At 72.5% G+C, this 20805-nt stretch carries 20 protein-coding genes; 15 read left to right on the top strand and 5 right to left on the bottom strand.

The genetic code is table 11. From position 1 onward, the window contains the following. Positions 1 to 105 precede the first annotated feature (105 nt). Positions 106 to 1326 carry a phospholipase D-like domain-containing protein gene (locus EKO23_RS05890; protein WP_167880341.1) on the top strand — a complete coding sequence of 407 codons (1221 nt, stop codon included), beginning with the start codon at positions 106 to 108 and terminating at the stop codon, positions 1324 to 1326. A gap of 87 nt (positions 1327 to 1413) precedes the next feature. Here the strand turns inward: EKO23_RS05890 and EKO23_RS05885 are convergent, their stop codons facing one another. Continuing rightward, positions 1414 to 4167: an AAA family ATPase gene (locus tag EKO23_RS05885; RefSeq protein ID WP_167880340.1), complete on the bottom strand. Its 2754-nt coding sequence runs from the start codon at positions 4165 to 4167 to the stop codon at positions 1414 to 1416. Positions 4168 to 4262: 95 nt separating this feature from the next. Between EKO23_RS05885 and EKO23_RS25105 the strand changes: the two genes are divergently transcribed. Continuing rightward, a complete protein-coding gene (locus EKO23_RS25105; RefSeq protein ID WP_167880339.1) occupies positions 4263 to 4409 on the top strand; it encodes a hypothetical protein in 147 nt (48 codons plus the stop codon). Next, positions 4409 to 4891 (top strand): VOC family protein, encoded by a 483-nt coding sequence (locus EKO23_RS05880; protein WP_134715049.1) that lies wholly within the window; start codon positions 4409 to 4411, stop codon positions 4889 to 4891. The genes EKO23_RS25105 and EKO23_RS05880 overlap by 1 nt, the downstream gene beginning before the upstream one ends. 15 nt (positions 4892 to 4906) lie before the next feature. Here EKO23_RS05880 and EKO23_RS05875 read toward each other — a convergent pair whose 3' ends face one another. The 3 genes from EKO23_RS05875 to EKO23_RS05865 form a co-directional block, all read right to left on the bottom strand. After that, a complete protein-coding gene (locus tag EKO23_RS05875) occupies positions 4907 to 5152 on the bottom strand; it encodes a hypothetical protein (protein WP_134715047.1) in 246 nt (81 codons plus the stop codon). Between the two features lie 89 nt (positions 5153 to 5241). Beyond that, the gene (locus EKO23_RS05870) at positions 5242 to 5922 is read right to left on the bottom strand and encodes an MBL fold metallo-hydrolase (protein ID WP_246050926.1); all 681 of its coding nucleotides are present in this window, start codon (positions 5920 to 5922) and stop codon (positions 5242 to 5244) included. Continuing rightward, positions 5913 to 6611: a maleylpyruvate isomerase family mycothiol-dependent enzyme gene (locus tag EKO23_RS05865; RefSeq protein WP_167880338.1), complete on the bottom strand. Its 699-nt coding sequence runs from the start codon at positions 6609 to 6611 to the stop codon at positions 5913 to 5915. Before EKO23_RS05865 ends, EKO23_RS05870 begins: the two co-directional genes overlap by 10 nt. 139 nt (positions 6612 to 6750) lie before the next feature. Between EKO23_RS05865 and uvrA the strand changes: the two genes are divergently transcribed. The 3 genes from uvrA (at position 6751) to EKO23_RS05850 (ending at position 10763) form a co-directional block, all read left to right on the top strand. Then, complete coding sequence (gene uvrA / locus EKO23_RS05860; RefSeq protein ID WP_134715043.1) at positions 6751 to 9729, top strand: excinuclease ABC subunit UvrA; 2979 nt, start codon at positions 6751 to 6753, stop codon at positions 9727 to 9729. Positions 9730 to 9828: 99 nt separating this feature from the next. Continuing rightward, positions 9829 to 10290, top strand: a complete 462-nt coding sequence (locus EKO23_RS05855; RefSeq protein WP_217702491.1) for a Rieske (2Fe-2S) protein — start codon at positions 9829 to 9831, stop codon at positions 10288 to 10290. A 53-nt stretch (positions 10291 to 10343) separates the two neighbouring features. Further along, the gene (locus tag EKO23_RS05850) at positions 10344 to 10763 is read left to right on the top strand and encodes a Rieske (2Fe-2S) protein (protein ID WP_134715038.1); all 420 of its coding nucleotides are present in this window, start codon (positions 10344 to 10346) and stop codon (positions 10761 to 10763) included. Here the strand turns inward: EKO23_RS05850 and EKO23_RS05845 are convergent. Further along, the gene (locus tag EKO23_RS05845; protein WP_134715036.1) at positions 10750 to 12030 is read right to left on the bottom strand and encodes a tetratricopeptide repeat protein; all 1281 of its coding nucleotides are present in this window, start codon (positions 12028 to 12030) and stop codon (positions 10750 to 10752) included. The genes EKO23_RS05850 and EKO23_RS05845 overlap by 14 nt on opposite strands. 106 nt (positions 12031 to 12136) lie before the next feature. Here EKO23_RS05845 and uvrC point away from each other — a divergent pair, with 106 nt between their 5' ends. The 9 genes from uvrC to EKO23_RS05800 all read left to right on the top strand — a co-directional run bounded on the left by uvrC (position 12137) and on the right by EKO23_RS05800 (position 20804). Continuing rightward, positions 12137 to 14134: an excinuclease ABC subunit UvrC gene (gene uvrC / locus EKO23_RS05840; RefSeq protein ID WP_134715034.1), complete on the top strand. Its 1998-nt coding sequence runs from the start codon at positions 12137 to 12139 to the stop codon at positions 14132 to 14134. Further along, a complete protein-coding gene (rapZ, locus tag EKO23_RS05835) occupies positions 14134 to 15018 on the top strand; it encodes an RNase adapter RapZ (RefSeq protein WP_134715032.1) in 885 nt (294 codons plus the stop codon). Before uvrC ends, rapZ begins: the two co-directional genes overlap by 1 nt. Further along, positions 15015 to 16016, top strand: a complete 1002-nt coding sequence (locus EKO23_RS05830) for a gluconeogenesis factor YvcK family protein (protein WP_134715030.1) — start codon at positions 15015 to 15017, stop codon at positions 16014 to 16016. Before rapZ ends, EKO23_RS05830 begins: the two co-directional genes overlap by 4 nt. After that, a complete protein-coding gene (whiA, locus tag EKO23_RS05825) occupies positions 16007 to 16993 on the top strand; it encodes a DNA-binding protein WhiA (RefSeq protein WP_134715028.1) in 987 nt (328 codons plus the stop codon). The genes EKO23_RS05830 and whiA overlap by 10 nt, the downstream gene beginning before the upstream one ends. 135 nt (positions 16994 to 17128) lie before the next feature. Then, positions 17129 to 18133, top strand: a complete 1005-nt coding sequence (gene gap / locus EKO23_RS05820) for a type I glyceraldehyde-3-phosphate dehydrogenase (RefSeq protein ID WP_134715025.1) — start codon at positions 17129 to 17131, stop codon at positions 18131 to 18133. Between the two features lie 5 nt (positions 18134 to 18138). Continuing rightward, on the top strand, positions 18139 to 19353 hold the full coding sequence (locus tag EKO23_RS05815; RefSeq protein WP_134715023.1) for a phosphoglycerate kinase: 1215 nt from the start codon (positions 18139 to 18141) through the stop codon (positions 19351 to 19353). Positions 19354 to 19361: 8 nt separating this feature from the next. Next, positions 19362 to 20156: a triose-phosphate isomerase gene (tpiA, locus tag EKO23_RS05810; protein ID WP_134715021.1), complete on the top strand. Its 795-nt coding sequence runs from the start codon at positions 19362 to 19364 to the stop codon at positions 20154 to 20156. 31 nt (positions 20157 to 20187) lie between these two features. Continuing rightward, a complete protein-coding gene (gene secG, locus EKO23_RS05805; RefSeq protein WP_175582663.1) occupies positions 20188 to 20427 on the top strand; it encodes a preprotein translocase subunit SecG in 240 nt (79 codons plus the stop codon). Positions 20428 to 20444: 17 nt separating this feature from the next. After that, positions 20445 to 20804 carry an RNA polymerase-binding protein RbpA gene (locus EKO23_RS05800; RefSeq protein ID WP_134715019.1) on the top strand — a complete coding sequence of 120 codons (360 nt, stop codon included), beginning with the start codon at positions 20445 to 20447 and terminating at the stop codon, positions 20802 to 20804. The last annotated feature ends 1 nt before the right edge of the window (position 20805 follow it).

The raw sequence follows: 20805 nt of genomic DNA, 5'->3' as shown, positions 1-20805 counted from the left end.
CGCCGACACCTTGCGGTCGCCGGTGTGGTTCGTGTGACATGAGTGGTGGAAGTGATTCCTGATGCGCTCGGCCGGCGTCGTGCGCGGCCCGTGAAGGGAGCCCCCGTGTCATCTCGGCCCACCCACCGCACCCGCCCCCACCCCACCCGCCCCCACCCCACCTGCCTGGCCCGCCGGCTGGCCGTGGTCACCGTCGGACTGGCGACCGCCGCCGCCGGCCTGGTCGTCGCCGCGCCGGCTCCGCAGGCCGCCCCGGCTCCGGCACCCGCCCCGCTCGCCCTGCGCGCCCCCGACCACTACACCCCGCCCGCCGGCGCCCGGTTCAACCGGCCGATCGGCAGGAAGTCCCAGCAGTACCGCCTGTTCACCCACATCAACCGCGCGATCAACAGCACCCCGTCCGGCTCGGTGATCCGGATCGCGGTCTACTCGTTCTCCGACGGGCGCACCGCCGACAACCTGATCCGGGCCCATCGCCGCGGGGTCCGCGTGCGCCTGGTGTTCGACGACCACCACGTGTTCCCGGCCGAGCAACGGCTCCAGCGGGCGCTCGGCAAGAAGCCGGGGAGGCGGTCCTTCGCGATCCTGTGCCACAACAGCTGCCGGGCTGACGGGGGCGAGATGCACGGCAAGGTCTACATGTTCGGGCGGGCCGGCACGGCCCGCTACGTCACCATGGTCGGCTCGAACAACATGACCAGCACGAACGCCGAGAAGCAGTGGAGCGACCTGATCACGCTCCGGAACAACCCGGAGATGTACGCACCGTTCCGCCGCTGGTTCGAGCAGCTGAAGTTCGACCGCCCGGTCAGCGATCCCCGGATCGTCGAGGCCTCGAGGAGGAACCTCGCGCTGATCATGCCCCAGGACACCGCGAAGTACGGCGACCCGGTGCTGAAGGCGCTCGGCCCGATCACGTGCCGTCGTCCGGAGCCGGCACCGCGAACCCGCGTCCTCATCTCGGCCCACGCGTGGTACGGCCCCCGCGGCCAGGCCATCGCGAACCGGGTCGCTGCGCTCGCGGACAACGGGTGCGTGGTCAAGGTCTTCCACGGGGACGCGTTCGGCTCCGAGATCCGGAAGACCCTCGTCGGCGCCGGCATCCCGCTCGCCACGTCGACGCACCGCGGCATCAAGACGCACCAGAAGCTGCTGATCGTCCGCGGCGCCTACGGCGGCAACAACAACGCGCAATTCGTGTGGACTGGCTCCCACAACTGGAGCCCGTGGGCGCTCAAGCTCGACGACGTGATCCTGCGCAACGCCAACCCGGCGATCGTGAAGACCTACGCGAGGCACTTCACCGACATGTGGAAGAACGCCTGACCCGGGCGCGGACGGGTGGAAAGGGGTCGTGCCGTGGCCCCGCCCAGCGACGGGCGGGACCACGGCACGCTGCGCCGGCGCGAGTGATCAGCTGCGGCCCACCGGTGGGCCGGCCTCCCGGACGAACGTCGCGGCGAGCTCGGTCCGGGTGCGGAACCCGCGCTTGCGGAACACGTTCCCCAGGTGCCGCTCGACCGTCCGGGGACTGAGGAACAGCGACGCGGCGATCTCCTTGTTCGACCGTCCCTGCGCCGCAAGCAGCGCCACGCGGGTCTCCTGGGAGGTCAGGGGCGCGTCCTCCCCGGCACCGGTACGCCGCCGGGCGGTGGCCCCGGTCGCGGCGAGCTCCTGGTCCGCCCGGGTCGACGAGTGGGTGAGGTCCATGGACGCGAACACGTCGCGGGCGGCGGCCAGGTGCTCGCGGGCGGCGACCCGCTCGCCGGCGCGGCGCAGCCCGCCGCCGAAGAGCAGGCGGGTGCGGGCGGCCTCGAACGGGTCCCAGGCGATGGAATGCGCCTCGACCGCGGCGTCGAAGGAGGCCCGGGCGGTGGCATCGTCCGCCGCGGTCAGGAGGTGGCACCGGTGCACGAGCGCCACCGAGAGCGGGGGAGCGGCGGGGGGCGTGACCTCGGCGAAGCGGGCCGCCAGCGCCCGGGCGTCGTCGAGCCGTCCCAGCCCGACGTACGCCTCGACCAGCAGCGGAGCCACGCCGAGCGGCTCGCCTACAGCCCCCACCCCGCCGTCGACGGCCAGCCGTGCCTCGAGCACCGTGACGACACCGGGCAGGTCGTCGCGGCAGAGCGCGCAGAAGGCGGCGGTGAGGGCCTGGTGGGCAGCGGCGCCGGTGGTCCCGGCCCGGTCGGTCAGCGCGCGGGCCCGGTCCAGGGAGGCGCGGGCGTCGTCGTGCAGGCCGCGGGCCGCCTGCTGCCAGGCCGTCATCTCCACGGCCACCGACGCGTCCGCCGCGTAACCGAGGTGGTGGGCGAGCTCGGCCGCCTCGCCCGCGTCGGCGAAGGCGCCGGCATGGTCGCCGAGCCAGGCCCGTCCGGCCGCGCGGATCGCCAGCAGGGGCACCAGCAGGCCGACCGTGCCACGTCGGCGTACCTCCTCGACCCGGGGTGCCCCGACGGTCATGGCGTCGCCGACCTCCCCGGTGAAGCCGGCCGCGAGCGCCGTCAGCAGCAGCGCCCGGGGGTCGGCGCGGAGCTTGGGGAGGTCCGCCAGTCGGCGCACCTCCGCGAGCCGGGGCGGCCCGGCGGTGAGGTCGCCGGCGAGCATCAGGGCCACGCCGCCGCAGAAGGCGGCCAGCAGCCGCTGCTCGGGGTCGTCAGGGTCCGCGACCGCGTCGATCTGGTCGGCGCACGTCGCGAAGCCGGCCACGTCGTTGAGGCGGAACCGCGCCATCGCCTGCTCGGCGAGTGCACGCACCAGCGGGGGACCGGTGAGGAGGGACGACGCGAGCGTGAGGTGCTCGACCGAGCGGGGCACGGAGCCGGCGTACTGCTCCAGCGTCCCGAGCGTGAGCAGGGCCTCGCCCCGTACGTCGTCCGGTGCGCCGTCGGCGAGGACCCGGTCGACCAGGGCGCGCACCCGGGCCACGTCGCCGGCGAGGAACGCGTCGTGCGCGGCCTCGGCCAGGCGCCGGGCCGCCAGGTCCGGGTCGGGGGTGAGCGCGCTGGCGCGCTCCAGGGCCAGGGAGGCGGCCGCGTGACCGAGGCGGACCCGGTCGGCGGCCGCGTGCAGGGCGAGGTCCTCGGCCACGGCCGGTTCGGTGCCGGTCGCGGCCGAGGCTCGGTGCCAGACCCGGGCCGGGTGCCCGGCTGGAAGCGCGGCGGCGAGCGCGGCGTGCGCCGACACCAGCTCGGCGGTGCCGGCGTCCTCCAGCACGGTGCTGCGGATCAACGGGTGCCGGAACCCGTGCCGGGCGCCGTCCCGCACCAGTACGCCGTACCCGCGCGCCTCGTCCCACGCCGCCGCCGGGTCGACGCCGGACGCGACCAGCACCGTGGCCACCGCGGCCAGGTCCGCGTCCCCGGTCCCGGACAGTGCCAGGAGCAGCACAGCGCGTCGCGCGGCGGGGGAGAGGTCGCCCAGGGTCGCACGGTAGAGGCGGTTCAGCCGTTCCCCGGGCGGCAACGGGTCGGGCAGTGGCGCGGCGCCGATCCGCTGGGCGTCGTCGAGCCGACGCCCGGCCTCGAGGAGCGCGAGCGGGTTGCCTCCGGTGCCGGCGACGAGCGCCTCGAGCACCGGGTGCGCCGTACCGGCCGGGAGCAGGGCGGTCGCCTCGGGCGCGGCCAGCCCGCCCAGGGACAGGACCGGAACGCCCTCGGGCGTCTCCTGCGTCAGAGTCCCTGACCGCCCGGCCAGCAGGAACGCCACCGGGTCCGGGCCCAGCCGGCGCGCTGCGAACAGGATCGCAGCCGCGGACTCCCGGTCCACCCACTGCAGGTCGTCGACGAGGACGAGGACCGGCCCCCGCTCCGCCCGGGCCGCGAGGAGGGACAGCGTCGCCGCCGCGACGAGGAAGCCGTCGGCCGCGGCCGGGCCGGGCGACCAGCCGAGCGCGGACCCGAGCGCCGCCGCCTGCGTGTCCGGGACCTCGGCCACCAGGTCGCGGACCGGGCGCAGCAGCTCGAGCAGCCCGGCATGGGCCAGGCCCGCCTCGGCCTCGACGCCGCGGGCGGTCAGCACGGTGAAGCCGTCCGCCAGCGACCGGGCCGCCCCGAGCAACGTCGTCTTCCCGACCCCCGGCTCGCCCTCGACCAGCAGCGCCCGGCAGCGCCCCGCGGCCGCGTCCGCCAGCAGGGTGCGGAGCTCGTGGAGCTCGGCCTCCCGGCCCACCAGGAGGGGCCCCGGGTTGGGGGATTCACCGGACGCGACGGCGCCGACCCCGGTGCCACGCTCGACCGGAGTCGCGTCGTCCGAAGGAGGCCCAGATGCCGACATCACCCCCGATCGTAGGGAAGCTCGAGCGCCTCTTCACCTGGTCGGCCTGGGCGCACTGCACGGCCTGGTACGTCGCCCCGCTGGCGCGGCCCCGCCCCGGCCTCCGCCCGCCGGCCGACGCGCGGAGGCTCGGCTGATGCCCCGGCTCACCGGCGTCGACCACGTCAGCCTCACCGTCAGCGACCTCGACTGCAGCGAGCGGTTCTACACCGAGGTGCTGGGCCTGCTCCGGCTCGCGGACTTCGGGTACGCCCGGATCCTCTGCCACCGCGCCTCGTCGTTCGTGCTGGGGCTGGTCCGGCACGAGGCGGCGGACGGCGGCCGGTTCACCGAGCTCGCCACCGGGCTCGACCACCTCGGCTTCCTCGTGGACAGCCGCGACGAGCTCGTCGTCTGGGAGCGCCGGCTCCAGGAGCTCGGCGTGGAGTACACGCCGATCCGCGACATGGAGCTCGGCTCCCACCTCAACTTCCGCGACCCCGACCACATCGCGCTCGAGCTGAGCACGCCCAACGAGGTGGCGGCCGGGTGGTTCGCAGAGCTGCGCGAGCGCGAGATCCCGCGCGAGGAGATCGACGCCCGGCTCAGCGCCTACCTGATGTCCCTCGAGACAGTGTGACGTCGAGGTGAGCGCCTACCAGCCGCGCTCGCGCCACTCCGGCAGCTGCGGGCGCTCGGCGCCGAGCGCCGAGTCGTTGTCGCGGCCCGGGTAGAACCAGGTCTCGTCGGGGAGCCGGTCGAAGACCTTGGTCGACACCTCGTCGACCAGGGTCCGGAAGTTCCTCGTCCGACCCGGTCTTGCCGACGCCGCCGAGGAACGGAGAGCCAGCGCCCAGGTGACGACCTGCACGAGGCGCAGATGAACCGTGGCGACGACCACGAGTTCAAGGTCAACCCCGGAGACGTCGTGTGAGAGCAGCCCTCAGGCGGTAAGTCGTCGACGACGTGGCGCGTCCGGCCCGAACGCGCTCACCAGCCGCGGGCGCGCCACTCAGCGAGGTGAGGGCGCTCGGCACCGATCGTGCTGTCGTTGCCGTGGCCGGGGTAGAACCAGGTCTCGTCGGGGAGCCGGTCGAAGACCTTGGTCGACACCTCGTCGACCAGGGTCCGGAAGTCCTCGTCGGACCAGGTCTTGCCGACGCCCCCGGGGAAGAGTGAGTCCCCGGTGAACAGGTGCGGGTGCCCGGTCGGGTCGTCGTACAGCAGCGCCACCGAGCCGGGCGTGTGTCCGGCCAGCGCGATCACCTCGAGCACCTGGTCGCCGACCGGGATCCGGTCGCCGTGGTGGAGGCGGGCGTCGACGGCGACCCCGGTCTGGTCGGTGATCGCGTCGGCGTCCGGCTCCCCGGCGTACGTCGTCGCCCCGGTCGCCTCCACCACCTGTGCCAGCGCCCGGTGGTGGTCCCAGTGCTGGTGGGTGGTGATCACGCCCTCAAGCGTGGAGTCGCAGAGGCCGAGCAGCGCGTCGCCGGACTCGGCGGCGTCCACCAGCACCGACTCGCCGGTGGCCCGGCAGGTGAGCAGGTAGCAGTTGTTCGACATCTGCGGGTCGACCGCCAGCTTGGTGATCGTGAGGTGCTCGAGCTCGCGGACGTCGGAGCCTCCGCCCGGCTCGACCTCGCCGGTGTAGGTCTGGTCGCTCATCGCCATGGGCCCAGCGTAGGAACCTCTCCTGACAGGCCGGTACCCGAGCCCCGTCCCAGCAGCCACCAGGCGAGGTCGTGCTCGGAACCCTCGACGACCGGTCCGCCGGAGCCGAGCACCAGCTCCCGCGACGGCGAGCGCAGCGTCAGGTCGTGGTCCCGGCCGCGGTCGTCGGCCAGGTAGTCGAGCAGGTACGTCGTGAACGCGGCCGGCCAGTCCGCCGGCGTGTAGCCGGCGTCCAGGTCGGCATGGTGGATCTCGACCTCGCGCCAGCGCATGTGCACGCACTCGCCGGCGGTGAACGCACCGGTGCCCGGTGTCCGTTCCATGACCGCGTCCCAGTCCTTGACCGACTCGATCGCGTCCTTCCACCGGTCGCAGGCGTCGAAGGAGAGCTCACGCAGCTCGTCGGCGGGCAGCTCGGCGGTCGCCTCGATGTCCGCGGCCCGCTGCTCGGCGCTGTCGTAGACCGGCAGCCGCTCGCCCTGGACCAGCCCGGTCAGGGCCCGCGTGGTGCCGAGCGCGTGCAGGGCGAGGTGGGCGACGACGTGGGCCCGGGACCAGCCGGGGAGCGGCGAGGCTTCCGCCAGCCGTTCCGGCGTGAGCCCGTCGAGGGTGCGGAGGTAGCGTGTCGTTGCGTCGTAGACGTCGGCCAGTCGGTCGGTCGGGGGCACGCCGCTCATGGGCAGGGTCATGGGCACAGCCTTCCACGACCGTCGACCCCGCGCGTCGTGCGAACACCTGTTCGAACTGTCGGTAGTCTGTGCTAGGCACGACCACGACGCAGCACAGGCGTGCATCATCAGGCATCGAGACGGGAACCCCACAGACCTCATGGCCGACCAGCTGATCATCCGCGGCGCCCGCGAGCACAACCTCAAGGACGTCTCGCTCGACCTGCCCCGCGACTCCCTCATCGTCTTCACCGGCCTGTCCGGGTCCGGCAAGTCGAGCCTGGCCTTCGACACCATCTTCGCCGAGGGCCAGCGTCGCTACGTCGAGTCGCTCTCGGCGTACGCCCGCCAGTTCCTCGGCCAGATGGACAAGCCCGACGTCGACTTCATCGAGGGCCTCTCGCCGGCGGTGTCGATCGACCAGAAGTCCACCTCCAAGAACCCCCGGTCCACGGTCGGCACGATCACCGAGGTCTACGACTACCTCCGCCTGCTCTACGCCCGCGCCGGCCGGCCGCACTGCCCGGTCTGCGGGTCCCCGATCGAGCGGCAGACGCCGCAGCAGATCGTCGACCGGCTGATGACCAACGAGGAGGGCACCCGGTTCCAGGTGCTGGCGCCGGTGATCCGCGGCCGCAAGGGCGAGTACGTCGAGCTGTTCCGGTCGCTGCAGTCCCAGGGATTCTCGCGGGCCCGGGTCAACGGCGAGATCCACCAGCTCGACGACCCGCCGACGCTCAACAAGCAGAAGAAGCACACCATCGAGGTGGTCGTCGACCGGCTCGCGATCAAGGAGTCCTCGAAGCGCCGGCTCACCGACTCGATCGAGACCGCGCTGCAGCTCGCCTCCGGCCTGGTGCTCGTCGACTTCGTCGACCGTGACGCGAAGGCGAAGGACCGCGAGGCCCGCTTCTCCGAGAAGATGTCGTGCCCCAACGACCACCCGCTCGACACCGACGACCTCGAGCCGCGCTCCTTCTCGTTCAACTCCCCGTTCGGCGCCTGCCCGGAGTGCCACGGCCTCGGCACCCGCATGGAGGTCGACCCGGAGCTGGTGGTCGCCGACCCGCAGGCCACGCTCGGCGAGGGCGTCATCCAGCCGTGGAGCGGTGCCCACGTCGCCGACTACTTCGTCCGGCTGCTCGGCGCGCTCGGCGACGAGCTCGGGTTCGACCTGAACACTCCGTGGGAGGACCTGCCCCAGCGGATCCGCACGGTCATCCTCGACGGCCACCCGACCAAGGTCCACGTCCGCTCGAAGAACCGCTACGGCCGCGAGCGGTCCTACTACGCCGCCTACGAGGGCGTCCGCCCCTACATCGAGCGCCGGCACCGCGAGGCCGAGTCCGACACCAGCCGCGAGCGGTTCGAGGGCTACATGCGCGAGGTGCCGTGCCCGGCCTGCGCGGGCAGCCGCCTCAAGCCGGTGTCGATGGCGGTGACCCTGGGCAGCCGCGACAACGGCGGCCTCAACATCGCCGAGGTCTGCGCGCTCCCGATCAGCGAGGCCGCCGACCACCTGCGCAACCTCGACCTGTCGGTGCGCGAGCGCCAGATCGGCGAGCGGGTGCTCAAGGAGATCCAGGAGCGGCTCAACTTCCTGCTCGACGTCGGCCTCGACTACCTCACCCTCGACCGGCCGTCCGGGTCGCTGTCCGGCGGCGAGGCGCAGCGGATCCGGCTCGCCACCCAGATCGGCGCCGGCCTGGTCGGCGTCCTCTACGTCCTCGACGAGCCGTCCATCGGCCTCCACCAGCGCGACAACCAGCGCCTGATCGAGACCCTGGTCCGGCTCCGCGACCTCGGCAACACCCTGATCGTCGTGGAGCACGACGAGGACACCATCCGCACCGCCGACTGGGTCGTCGACATCGGCCCGGGCGCCGGCGAGCACGGCGGCCAGGTCGTGCACAGCGGCACCGTCACCGGGCTGCTCGAGCACCCCGACTCCGCGACCGGCCAGTACCTCTCCGGCCGCAAGGAGATCCCGGTCCCCGCCGTACGCCGCCCGCGCACGGTCGGCCGTGAGCTCACGGTGCACGGGGCGAAGGAGCACAACCTCCAGGACGTCGACGTCTCGTTCCCGCTCGGCCTGTTCGTGGCGGTCACCGGCGTCTCCGGGTCCGGCAAGTCGACGCTGGTCAACGACATCCTCTACACCGCGCTGGCCAAGCAGATCTACAACGCGCGCACCGTCCCCGGGCGGCACCGGCGGATCTCCGGCACCGAGCACGTCGACAAGGTGATCCACGTCGACCAGTCGCCGATCGGGCGGACCCCGCGCAGCAACCCCGCGACGTACACCGGCGTCTTCGACCACATCCGCAAGCTGTTCGCCTCGACCCCCGAGGCGAAGATGCGGGGCTACCTCCAGGGCCGGTTCTCCTTCAACGTCAAGGGCGGCCGCTGCGAGGCGTGCGCCGGCGACGGGACGATCAAGATCGAGATGAACTTCCTGCCGGACGTCTACGTCCCGTGCGAGGTCTGCCACGGCGCCCGCTACAACCGCGAGACGCTCGAGGTGCACTACAAGGGCAAGACCATCGCCGAGGTCCTCGACATGCCGATCGAGGAGGCGGCCGACTTCTTCGCGGCGGTGCCGGCGATCTCGCGGCACATGAAGACGCTGTGCGAGGTCGGGCTCGGCTACGTCCGGCTCGGGCAGCCGGCGACCACCCTGTCCGGCGGCGAGGCACAGCGGGTGAAGCTCTCCTCCGAGCTGCAGAAGCGCTCCACCGGGCGCACCGTCTACGTCCTCGACGAGCCGACCACCGGCCTGCACTTCGAGGACATCCGCAAGCTGCTGCTGGTGCTCGGCCGTCTCGTCGACGCCGGCAACACGGTGCTGGTGATCGAGCACAACCTCGACGTCATCAAGACCGCCGACTGGCTGGTCGACATGGGCCCCGAGGGCGGCTCCCGGGGCGGCACCGTGGTCGCCACCGGCACCCCCGAGGACGTCGCCGAGCACTCCGACAGCCACACCGGCCGGTTCCTGGCGCCGATGCTCGAGGGCCGGGCCGCCCAGCAGCCGGCGAAGCCGCGGCGGGCTCCCGCGACGAAGACCGCAAGGAAGGCGACCGCACGGAAGGCGCCGGCGAATAAGGCGGCTGCGAGGAAGGCCGCGACCAGGAAGTAGCCCCGGTCCGGTACTAGTACCACCGGACAATGGGGCGACCCGGTGTGCCGGGCTAGGTTCGAGGGGAACGACCCGGCCGACCCCGAGGAGCGACCTCACGTGGAACCCCTCACCCGCCGCCAGGCCCTCGCCGGCGCGACGCTGGTCGGCGTCGGCGTACCCCTGATCGCCGCCTGCGGCGGCAACAGCGGGTCGTCGGGCTCGTCCGGGACGTCCTCGGGCACGACCTCCGGGTCGACCCCGTCCGGGTCGCCCGGTGCCGGCGCGAAGGCCGGCCAGGGCATCGTCGCCGTCGGCGACGTCCCTGTCGGGGGCGGCGTCATCCTCACGAACCCGGCGCTGGTCGTCACCCAGCCGGAGGCCGGCACCTTCAAGGCGTTCAGCAGCACCTGCACCCACATGGGGTGCACCGTGAACGCGGTGGCCGACGGCACCATCGACTGCCCGTGCCACGGCAGCCGGTTCTCCATCGACGACGGCTCCGTCCAGAGCGGCCCCGCCCCGTCGCCGCTGCCCGAGACCGCGGTCAAGGTGGTCGGCGGGCAGGTGGTCGAGGCGTGAGGTCACCGGCGCGTCGCTACGCTGACCGCACCCTCGACCCAGGAGACGACCACGTGACCGACGAGACCACGTTCAGCCGCCGTTCCGTCCTCGGTGGCACTGCCGCCCTCGGTGTCGGGGTGCCGCTGCTGGCCGCCTGCGGTTCGGAGGACAGTGGTGGAGCCGAGGCGAAGGCGCCGACGTCGGGCACCGTGCTCACCACGACCAGCGAGGTCCCGGTGGGTGGCGGCGTGATCCTGGCCAAGGAGGGGCTGGTGGTGACCCAGCCCGAGCAGGGGACGTTCAAGGCGTTCAGCTCCAAGTGCACCCACCAGGGTTGCGAGGTCACCAAGGTGACCGACGGGAGCATCGACTGCCCGTGCCACGGCAGCAAGTTCTCGATCAGCGACGGCTCCGTGCAGGCCGGACCGGCTCCTTCGGCGCTGCCCGAGACCAAGGTGACCGTCGACGGTCAGGACGTCACGACGGCGTAGCCGCCGCCCGCCACGCCTCGTCGCGACGACATCGACGGCGGTCCAGCCGCCGGTCGAGCACGTCTCGAGCCTCGTCGTAGCGGCCGGCTCGCAGCAGCGCCGCGATCCGGGTCTCCTCCACCACCTCGCGCTGGGCGTCGGAGCCGCCGACCCGCCAGACCTGGGGGCCGAGCGCGGCGAGCCGGTCGGCCGCCTCGGAGCACCGGCCGCGCACGATCAGCCCCATCGCCCGGGCGAGCGGCGCGACGACCTCGGCCTGGGTCCGGTCCCGGTGGCCCCCGGTCCACGTGGCCAGGCGCTCCAGCCCGGCCGCGTCGTCGAGCGCGAGCAGGGCCACCGCGGCGTGCATCCCGAGGAATGGCGTCGCCGGGCGGGTGATCGACTCGTCGTCGACACTGCGGGCGACCTCCTCCATCGGCGGTACGTCGGACGCGCCCGGGGTCAGCGCCCACCGCCAGAGCAGCGACCCGCTGTCGACCAGGGCCCGGCAGCCCAGCCCGCGCTCCGGGCGGAGCTGGTCGTGGTAGCGCCGGCGTACGGCGTCGAGGTCACCGGTCGAGAGCTCGTGCAGGGCGGCGTGCCAGGAGAAGTGGCTGAGGCTGTCGGTGGCGGCGCCGTCGCCGGTGACCCAGCCGTCCATCCAGGCCAGGCCGGCGGCGTGGTCGCCGGTCTCGTAGTGCGCGTGCGCCCGGGCGTGCGCGGAGTGCCCGGCGTCGGGCGCCTCCGCCAGGGACGTGCAGGCCAGGTCCATCGCCTCGTCGAACCGGCCCTGCTCCTGGCGCATGAACGCCAGCAGGCCGGCGTACCACCAGTCGTTGCCGTACGCCGGCGCCGCTCGCTCGACGATCTCCCAGGCCTCCTCGGGCACCGAGGTGACCCCGGCGAAGGCGATGGTGGGGACCGCGGTCGACAGCAGCAGCGCGTCGCCGGGGTGCCGCTCGAGGTGTGCGACCAGCGCGGTCGAGTCGCCGCGGAGGTGCTGGACGATCGCGTGCACGTGGCTGCGCTCCCGGACGGTGCTCCGCCGGGCGTGCAGCTGGGCGTCGCGGAGGCGGGCGGGGATGTCGACCTGGGCGCACATCTCGTGCCCGAGCAGCGCGAGCGCCGCGTGCCCGAGCGCGAACGTGGGGTCGAGTGCGACCGCCATCGCGATCGAGTCGACCGCCCCGTTCCGCAGCCGGAGCACCCGGTCGACGCCGCGGTTGTACGCCGCGGCCGCCTCGCGGCTCGCGGTGAGCTCGAGGCCGTAGCCGTCCACCGTGCGCATGTAAGTAAACTAACTCACTAGACTAAATGAAGGCCATTCCACGCGGGCGTGTCGTCCGGCGTCGGGGGAGCCGTGGGCTGTCCCTGCCGGCCCGTAGGGTTGAGGCGTGGCCGACCCGACGACGTACCGCCCGGAGACCGGGTCGATCCCCACCCAGCCGGGGGTCTACCGGTTCCGCGACGCGCACCGCCGGGTTGTCTACGTCGGCAAGGCGAAGAACCTCCGCGCCCGGCTCTCGTCGTACTTCCAGGACCTCGGCAACCTCCACCCGCGCACGGCCACCATGGTCACCACCGCGGCCAGCGTCGAGTGGACGGTCGTGGCGACCGAGGTCGAGGCGCTCCAGCTGGAGTACTCCTGGATCAAGGAGTTCGACCCGCGGTTCAACGTGAAGTACCGCGACGACAAGTCCTACCCCTGGCTCGCGGTCACCGTGGGCGACGAGTTCCCGCGGGTGATGGTCGGGCGCGGCGCGAAGCGCAAGGGCACCCGCTACTTCGGTCCCTACAGCCACGCCTGGGCGATCCGCGAGACCGTCGACCTGCTGCTGCGGGTCTTCCCGATGCGTTCGTGCACCAACGGCGTCTTCAAGCGGGCCGGCCAGATCGGGCGGCCCTGCCTGCTCGGCTACATCGACAAGTGCTCGGCGCCCTGTGTCGGCAGCGTCACCGCCGAGGAGCACCGGGCGATCGTCGACGACTTCTGCGACTTCATGGCCGGACAGACCCGGCCGTTCGTCCGCCGCATCGAGAAGGAGATGTACGCCGCCTCCGAGGCGCTGGACTTCGAGAAGGCGGCCCGACTGCGCGACGACCTCGGCGCCCTCAACAAGGCGCTGGAGAAGCAGGCCGTGGTGCTCGGCGACGGCACCGACGCCGACGTGATCGCGCTGGCCGAGGACCCGCTCGAGGTCGCCGTCCAGATCTTCTACGTCCGGGGCGGCCGGGTCCGGGGTCAGCGCGGCTGGGTCGCCGACCGGGTGGAGGAGGGCGACACCGACGTCCTCGTCGAGAACTTCCTGCTCCAGCTCTACGCCGGCGAGCACGGCCGCGACACCATCCCGCGCGAGATCCTGGTGCCGGCCCTGCCGCCCGACCCCGCGACGATGGAGGAGCTGCTCGGCGAGCTCCGCGGCGGCAAGGTCGCGCTCCGGGTGCCGCAGCGCGGCGACAAGAAGGCGTTGCAGGAGACCGTCGCCCGCAACGCCCTGCAGGCGCTCGGCCTGCACAAGACCAAGCGGGCCAGCGATCTGACCACGCGCAACCGGGCGCTGGAGGAGATCCAGGAGGCGCTCGGCCTGTCCGAGGTGCCGTTGCGGATCGAGTGCTACGACGTCTCCAACCTGCAGGGCACCGAGGTGGTCGCGTCCATGGTGGTCTTCGAGGACGGCCTGGCCCGCAAGGGCGAGTACCGCCGCTTCGTGATCCGGGGCGTCGACGGCCAGAACGACGTGGCCTCGATGCACGAGGTGATCACGCGCCGGTTCCGGCGGCTGCTCGACGAGCAGGCCAGGCAGGGCGCGCTCGACACGGGCGGCGCCGACGGCGACGGGGTCGATGAGAGGGAGGAGGGCCCGATGCTGGTCGACCCCGAGACCGGGCGTCCCCGCAAGTTCGCCTACGCGCCCGGGCTGGTGGTCGTCGACGGCGGTCCGCCGCAGGTGGCCGCAGCCCAGCGGGCGCTCGACGAGCTCGGCATCGACGACATCCCGGTGTGCGGGCTGGCCAAGCGGCTCGAGGAGGTCTGGCTCCCGTCCGAGGAGGACCCGGTGATCCTCCCGCGGTCCAGCGAGGGGCTCTACCTCCTCCAGCGGATCCGCGACGAGGCGCACCGGTTCGCGATCACCCACCACCGGTCCCGGCGCTCCAAGACGATGGTCGAGAGCCTGCTCGACGACGTGCCGGGTCTGGGCGAGGTGCGCCGCAAGACCCTGCTCAAGCACTTCGGCTCGCTGCGCAAGCTGCGGGCGGCGGAGGTCGAGGAGATCGCACAGGTCCCGGGCATCGGCCCGGCGACCGCCCGGGCGATCAAGGATGCGGTGGCCGAACGAACCGGCAAGACTGTCTCCGTCAACACGTCGACGGGTGAGATCGAGGAGCACTGATGAGCGCGCCGGAGCAGGAGGACGACCCGCGCGGCGAGGTCGTGGTGGTCACCGGGATGACCGGAGCCGGGCGCAGCACCGCGGCCAAGGAGCTCGAGGACCTCGGCTACTACGTGGTCGACAACCTCCCGCCGCAGCTGCTCCGCGACGTGGTCCGGCTGGTCGACGAGAGCAAGGGCGTCCAGCAGCCGATCGCGGTCGTGGTCGACGTGCGCTCCGGTTCCTTCTTCGACTCGCTCCAGGCCAACCTGGCGCAGGGCGCCACCGGCCGACGCACCACCTTGCTGTTCCTCGAGGCCGACGACGACGTCCTCGTACGCCGCCAGGAGGCGGCCCGCCGACCGCACCCGCTGCAGGGCGGCGGCCGGCTGCTCGACGGGCTCGAGCGCGAGCGGGTGGTGCTCAGCGACCTGCGCAGCGGTGCCGACGTGGTCATCGACACCTCCAGCCTCAACGTCCACCAGCTCACCGACAAGGTGGCCGAGGCGTTCGGTTCGCCGCACTCGACCAGCCTCAAGATCACCGTGGTGAGCTTCGGCTTCAAGTACGGCATCCCCGTCGACGCCGACTACGTCGCCGACATGCGGTTCCTGCCCAACCCGTTCTGGGTGCCGGAGCTGCGCGACCAGAACGGGCAGGACCCGGAGGTCGCGACGTACGTCAAGGAGCGGCCGGGGGCGCAGGAGTTCCTCGACCGCTACGTCCCGGTGCTGGAGACCGCCGCCGGCGGCTACCTGAGCGAGGGCAAGCGGTTCATGACCGTGGCCATCGGCTGCACCGGCGGCAAGCACCGCAGCGTGGCGATGTCCGAGGAGATCACCGCGCGGCTGCGCAAGCTCGGCTACTCCGCGCGGGCCACGCACCGCGACCTGGGACGCGAATGACCGAGGGGACGGTCGCGCCGGCGGCCGGCGGGCTGCTGCCGCGGAAGGTGGTCGCGCTCGGGGGAGGGCACGGCCTCGCGGCCACCCTCTCCGCGCTGCGGCACGTGGTCGACGACGTGACCGCGGTGGTCACGGTCGCCGACAACGGCGGCAGCTCCGGGCGGCTGCGCGACGAGTTCGGGGTGCTCCCGCCCGGCGACCTCCGGATGGCGCTGGCCGCGCTCTGCGGCGACGACGACTGGGGCCAGACCTGGGCGAAGGTGCTGCAGCACCGGTTCGCCGGCAACGGCGAGATGCACGGTCACGCCGTGGGCAACCTGTTGATCGTCGCGCTCTGGGAGCTCCTCGGCGAGCACGTCGACGGCCTGGCCTGGGTCGGCCGGCTGCTCGGCGCCCGGGGCCGGGTGCTGCCGATGGCGATCACCCCGATGGACATCACCGCCCGGGTGCGTGGCGTCGACCCGGCCGACCCCGAGCGGGTCGACCTGGTCCGCGGCCAGGTGCAGGTGGCCACCACCGGCGGCCAGCTCGTCGGCATCCAGCTCGACCCCGAGGACCCGGTCGCCTGCCCCGAGGCGGTGCAGGCGGTCCGCGAGGCCGACTGGGTCGTGCTCGGCCCCGGCAGCTGGTACACCTCCGTGCTTCCGCACCTCATGGTCCCCGAGCTGCGCCGGGCCCTGGTCGAGACCGACGCGCGAGTGCTGGTGGTGCTCAACCTGGCGGAGCAGGCGGGGGAGACCAGCGGGTACGCCGCGGAGGACCACCTCGCCGCGCTGCTCGAGCACGCGCCCGACCTGCGCATCGACACCGTGCTGGCCGACCCCTCGACCGTTCCGGACCGGACGGTGCTGGAGGGGACGGTCGCCAGCAGCGGCGGGGAGCTGGTGCTGGCCGAGGTCCGGACCAGCGACGGCACGCCGCGTCACGATGCGCAGCTGCTTGCCGAAGCCTGCCGCGCGATCATGAGTCGTGTGACAGGATCGGCCGCATGGCAATGACGGCACAGGTGAAGTCGGAACTCGCCAGCACCACCACCACCAAGACGTGCTGTCGCAAGGCCGAGGTCTCCACCACCCTCCGGTTCGCCGGGGGCCTGCACATCGTCAGCGGGAAGATCGTGGTCGAGGCCGAGCTGGACACGGGAGCGGCGGCCCGCCGGCTCCGCAAGGACATCGCCGAGATCTACGGGCACACCGCCGAGGTCGCGGTGGTCCAGGGCAACGGCATCCGCAAGGGCAGCCGCTACGTCCTGCGCGTGGTCAAGGACGGCGAGGCGCTGGCCCGCCAGACCGGGTTGCTCGACCAGCGCGGCCGGCCGGTCCGCGGCCTGCCCCCGCAGGTGGTCTCCGGTGGCGGCTGCGACGCCGTGGCCGCCTGGCGGGGCGCCTTCCTCGCGCACGGATCGCTCACCGAGCCCGGGCGCTCCTCCTCGCTCGAGGTCACCTGCCCCGGGCCCGAGGCCGCGCTGGCCCTGGTCGGGGTCGCCCGGCGGCTCGGCATCCAGGCCAAGGCCCGCGAGGTCCGTGGCGTCGACCGGGTCGTGATCCGGGACGGCGACGCGATCGGGGCCCTGCTCACGCGGCTCGGTGCCCACGAGACTCTGATGGCGTGGGAGGAGCGGCGCATGCGCCGCGAGGTCCGCGCCACCGCCAACCGGCTCGCCAACTTCGACGACGCCAACCTGCGCCGCTCCGCCCGCGCGGCCGTCGCCGCCGGGGCCCGCGTCGAGCGGGCCCTCGAGATCCTCGGCGACGAGGTGCCCGACCACCTGCGCATGGCCGGTGACCTCCGTCTCGAGCACAAGCAGGCCTCGCTCGAGGAGCTCGGGCAGCTGCACGACCCGGTGCTGACCAAGGACGCCATCGCCGGCCGGATCCGCCGGCTGCTCGCGATGGCCGACAAGCGAGCCGAGGACATGGGGATCCCCGACACCGAAGCCTCGCTGACCCCGGAGATGCTCGCCGAGGAGGCCTGAGCCCCGGGCCGTTCGGTTACCCGCACGTAGGACGAACGCCCTGTCGCCGCGCCTGCACGCGGGCGATAGGGTCGTGATCGATGTGGCCCGCCGCACAGCGGGCCGACCAGACCGTCTTTCCCGAGGAGCACTCCCGTGACTGTTCGCGTAGGCATCAACGGCTTCGGCCGGATCGGCCGCAACTTCTTCCGCGCCGTGCGCGCGTCCGGTGCCGACATCGAGATCGTCGGTGTCAACGACCTCACCGACAACGCGTCGCTGGCCCACCTCCTCAAGTACGACACGATCCTGGGTCGCCTCGACGCCGAGGTGACCTCGACCGAGAACGCGATCAAGGTCGGCGACCAGGAGATCGCCGCGTTCGCGGAGCGTGACCCCTCGGCGCTGAAGTGGGGCGACATCGGTGCCGACGTGGTCGTCGAGTCGACCGGCTTCTTCACCGACGCCACCAAGGCTCGCGCCCACATCGACGCCGGGGCCAAGAAGGTGATCATCTCGGCCCCCGCGAAGAACGAGGACTTCACCACGGTGATGGGGGTGAACCACCTCGACTACGACCCGGCCAACCACCACGTGATCTCCAACGCGTCGTGCACGACCAACTGTCTCGCCCCGATGGCCAAGGCCCTCCACGACGAGCTCGGCATCGTCAAGGGCCTGATGACCACGGTGCACGCCTACACCTCCGACCAGAACCTCCTGGACAACATCCACAAGGACCCGCGTCGCGCGCGGGCCGCGGCGCTGAACGTGGTGCCCACCTCCACTGGTGCGGCCAAGGCGATCGGCCTGGTCATGCCCGACCTCAAGGGCAAGCTCGACGGCTACGCGCTGCGGGTCCCGGTGCCGACCGGCTCCGCCACCGACCTCACCTTCGAGGCCGGCCGCGAGACCTCCGTCGACGAGGTCAACGGGATCGTCAAGGCGGCGGCCGAGGGTGAGCTCAAGGGCTTCCTCAAGTACTCCACCGACCCGATCGTCTCCTCCGACATCGTCACCGACCCGGCGTCCTGCATCTTCGACGCCCCGCTGACCAAGGTCATCGGCAACCAGGTCAAGGTCGTCGGCTGGTACGACAACGAGTGGGGCTACTCCAACCGGCTCGCCGACCTGATCGAGTACGTCGGCAAGACGCTCTGACCCGGATGGCACAGCTCGACACCCTGGCTGCCGCCCTCGGCGGCAGCCTCCAGGGCAAGCGGATCCTGGTCCGCTCCGACCTGAACGTGCCGCTGGACGGCACCACCATCACCGACGACGGCCGGATCCGGGCGAGCGTGCCGACCATCCGGGCGCTGGCCGACGCCGGCGCCCGGGTGGTCGTGACCGCCCACCTGGGCCGGCCCAAGGGCTCGCCGGACCCGGCGTACTCCCTGGAGCCGGTGGCCGCCCGCCTCGGCGAGCTGCTGGGCACCCCGGTCGCCTTCGCCACCGACACGGTGGGGGAGAGCGCGAAGGAGACGGTGGGGAACCTCCCCGACGGCCACGTGGCCCTGCTGGAGAACATCCGGTTCAACGCCGGCGAGACCAGCAAGGACGATGCCGAGCGCGGCGCGTTCGCCGACCAGCTCGCGTCGCTGGCCGACGGGTTCGTCAGCGACGGGTTCGGGGTGGTGCACCGCAAGCAGGCGTCGGTGTACGACGTCGCGCAGCGGCTGCCGCACGCGATGGGCCAGCTGGTGGCCACCGAGATCGACGTGCTGCGCCGGCTGACCGTCGACCCGGAGCGCCCCTACGTGGTGGTGCTCGGCGGGTCCAAGGTCTCCGACAAGCTCGGGGTGATCGACAACCTGCTCGGCAAGGCCGACAAGCTGCTCATCGGTGGCGGCATGGTGTTCACCTTCCTCAAGGCCCAGGGCCACGAGGTCGGCACCAGCCTCCTCGAGGAGGACCAGCTCGACACCTGCCGCGACTACCTCGCCCGGGCGCAGGAGTCCGGGGTCGAGATCGTGCTGCCGACCGACATCGTCGTCGACACCGCGTTCCCGTCCGGCGACCGCGCGCCCGAGCCCCGCGTCGTACCTGCCTCCGGGATCCCCGAGGACAGCCTCGGCCTCGACATCGGACCGGAGTCCGGTGCCGCGTTCGCGGCCGCGCTCGCCGGCGCCCGCACGGTCTTCTGGAACGGCCCGATGGGCGTGTTCGAGACCGCGGCGTTCGCGGACGGCACCCGTGCCGTCGCCGAGGCCCTGACGAAGGTCGACGGCCTGTCGGTCGTCGGCGGCGGCGACTCGGCGGCCGCGGTGCGCCAGCTCGGCTTCGACGAGGCGGCGTTCGGCCACATCTCCACCGGCGGTGGAGCCAGCCTGGAGTACCTCGAGGGCAAGGAGCTCCCGGGGATCACCGTCCTGGAGGACTGAGAGAACAGATGAGTGCCAAGCGCACCCCGCTGATGGCGGGCAACTGGAAGTCGAACCTCAACCACCAGGAGGCCGTCGTCCTGGTGCAGAAGCTCGCGTGGACGCTGTCCGACAAGCGGCACGACTACGGCAAGGTCGAGGTGGCGGTGCTCCCGCCGTTCACCGACCTGCGGTCCGTGCAGACGCTCGTCGACGGCGACCGGCTCTCCATCAAGTACGGCGCCCAGGACGTCTCCGAGCACGACGGCGGCGCCTACACCGGCGAGATCTCCGCGGCGATGCTGGCCAAGCTCGGCTGCTCCTACGTCGTGGTCGGCCACTCCGAGCGCCGCGAGTACCACTCCGAGACCGACCAGCTCGTCAACACCAAGGCAGGCAAGGCGATCGCGGCCGGCATGGTCCCGATCGTGTGCGTGGGCGAGGGTCTGGAGGTCCGCCAGGCCGGCGAGCACGTGCCCTTCACGCTGGCCCAGCTCGACGGCTCCCTGGCCGGGCTGACTGCCGAGCAGGTCGGCGCCCTGGTCGTCGCCTACGAACCGGTCTGGGCCATCGGCACCGGCGAGGTCGCCACCCCGGACGACGCGCAGGAGGTCTGCGCCGCGATCCGCGAGCGGGTCCGCGAGGTGCACGGCGACGCCGCCGCGGACGCCGTACGCGTGCTCTACGGCGGGTCCGTGAAGGCCGCGAACATCGCGGGAATCATGGAGAGGCCCGACATCGACGGGGCCCTCGTCGGCGGTGCCAGCCTGCAGCCCGACGAGTTCGGCGGCATCTGCCGGTTCCACGAGATGCCGGTGCTGTGATCGCAGGCACGTTCGGTTAGGGTTGTCGACCGTGACTCTGATCCTGACTGCACTGCTGGTCATCACCAGCTGCCTGCTGATCCTCATGGTGCTGCTGCACAAGGGCCGCGGTGGCGGCCTCTCCGACATGTTCGGAGGCGGCGTCTCCAGCAGCCTGGGCGGCTCGTCGGTGGCGGAGCGGAACCTGGACCGCCTGACCGTCGGTATCGGCGTGATTTGGTTCGCTTGTGTCATCGCCCTGGGCCTGCTGCTGGCCTACGGTGGGATCTGAGCAGGGAGGGAAGCAGCGTGGCTGGTGGAGGAAACGCGATCCGCGGTAGCCGGGTCGGTGCGGGGCCCATGGGTGAGGCCGAGCGTGGCGAGGCCGCGCCCCGGCAGAGTGTCACCTACTACTGCTCGCACGACCACCGTTCGGTGGTGACGTTCTCGATCGAGGCGGCGATCCCGGAGGCGTGGGACTGCCCACGCTGCGGGCTGCCCGCGAGCCTCGACTCCGAGAACCCGCCCCCGGCACCGAAGATCGAGCCGTACAAGACGCATCTCGCCTACGTGAAGGAGCGCCGCTCGGACTCCGAGGCGGCCGACATCCTGGACGAGGCCCTGCAGTTGCTGCGTTCGCGCCGCAAGAACGGCGAGATCATCTTCTGAC

It is taken from the genome of Nocardioides guangzhouensis (assembly GCF_004519545.1).
Classification (GTDB): domain Bacteria; phylum Actinomycetota; class Actinomycetes; order Propionibacteriales; family Nocardioidaceae; genus Nocardioides; species Nocardioides guangzhouensis.
Note: the sequence above shows the minus strand (reverse complement) of the source record. Positions and strands in the feature narration are given on the sequence as shown.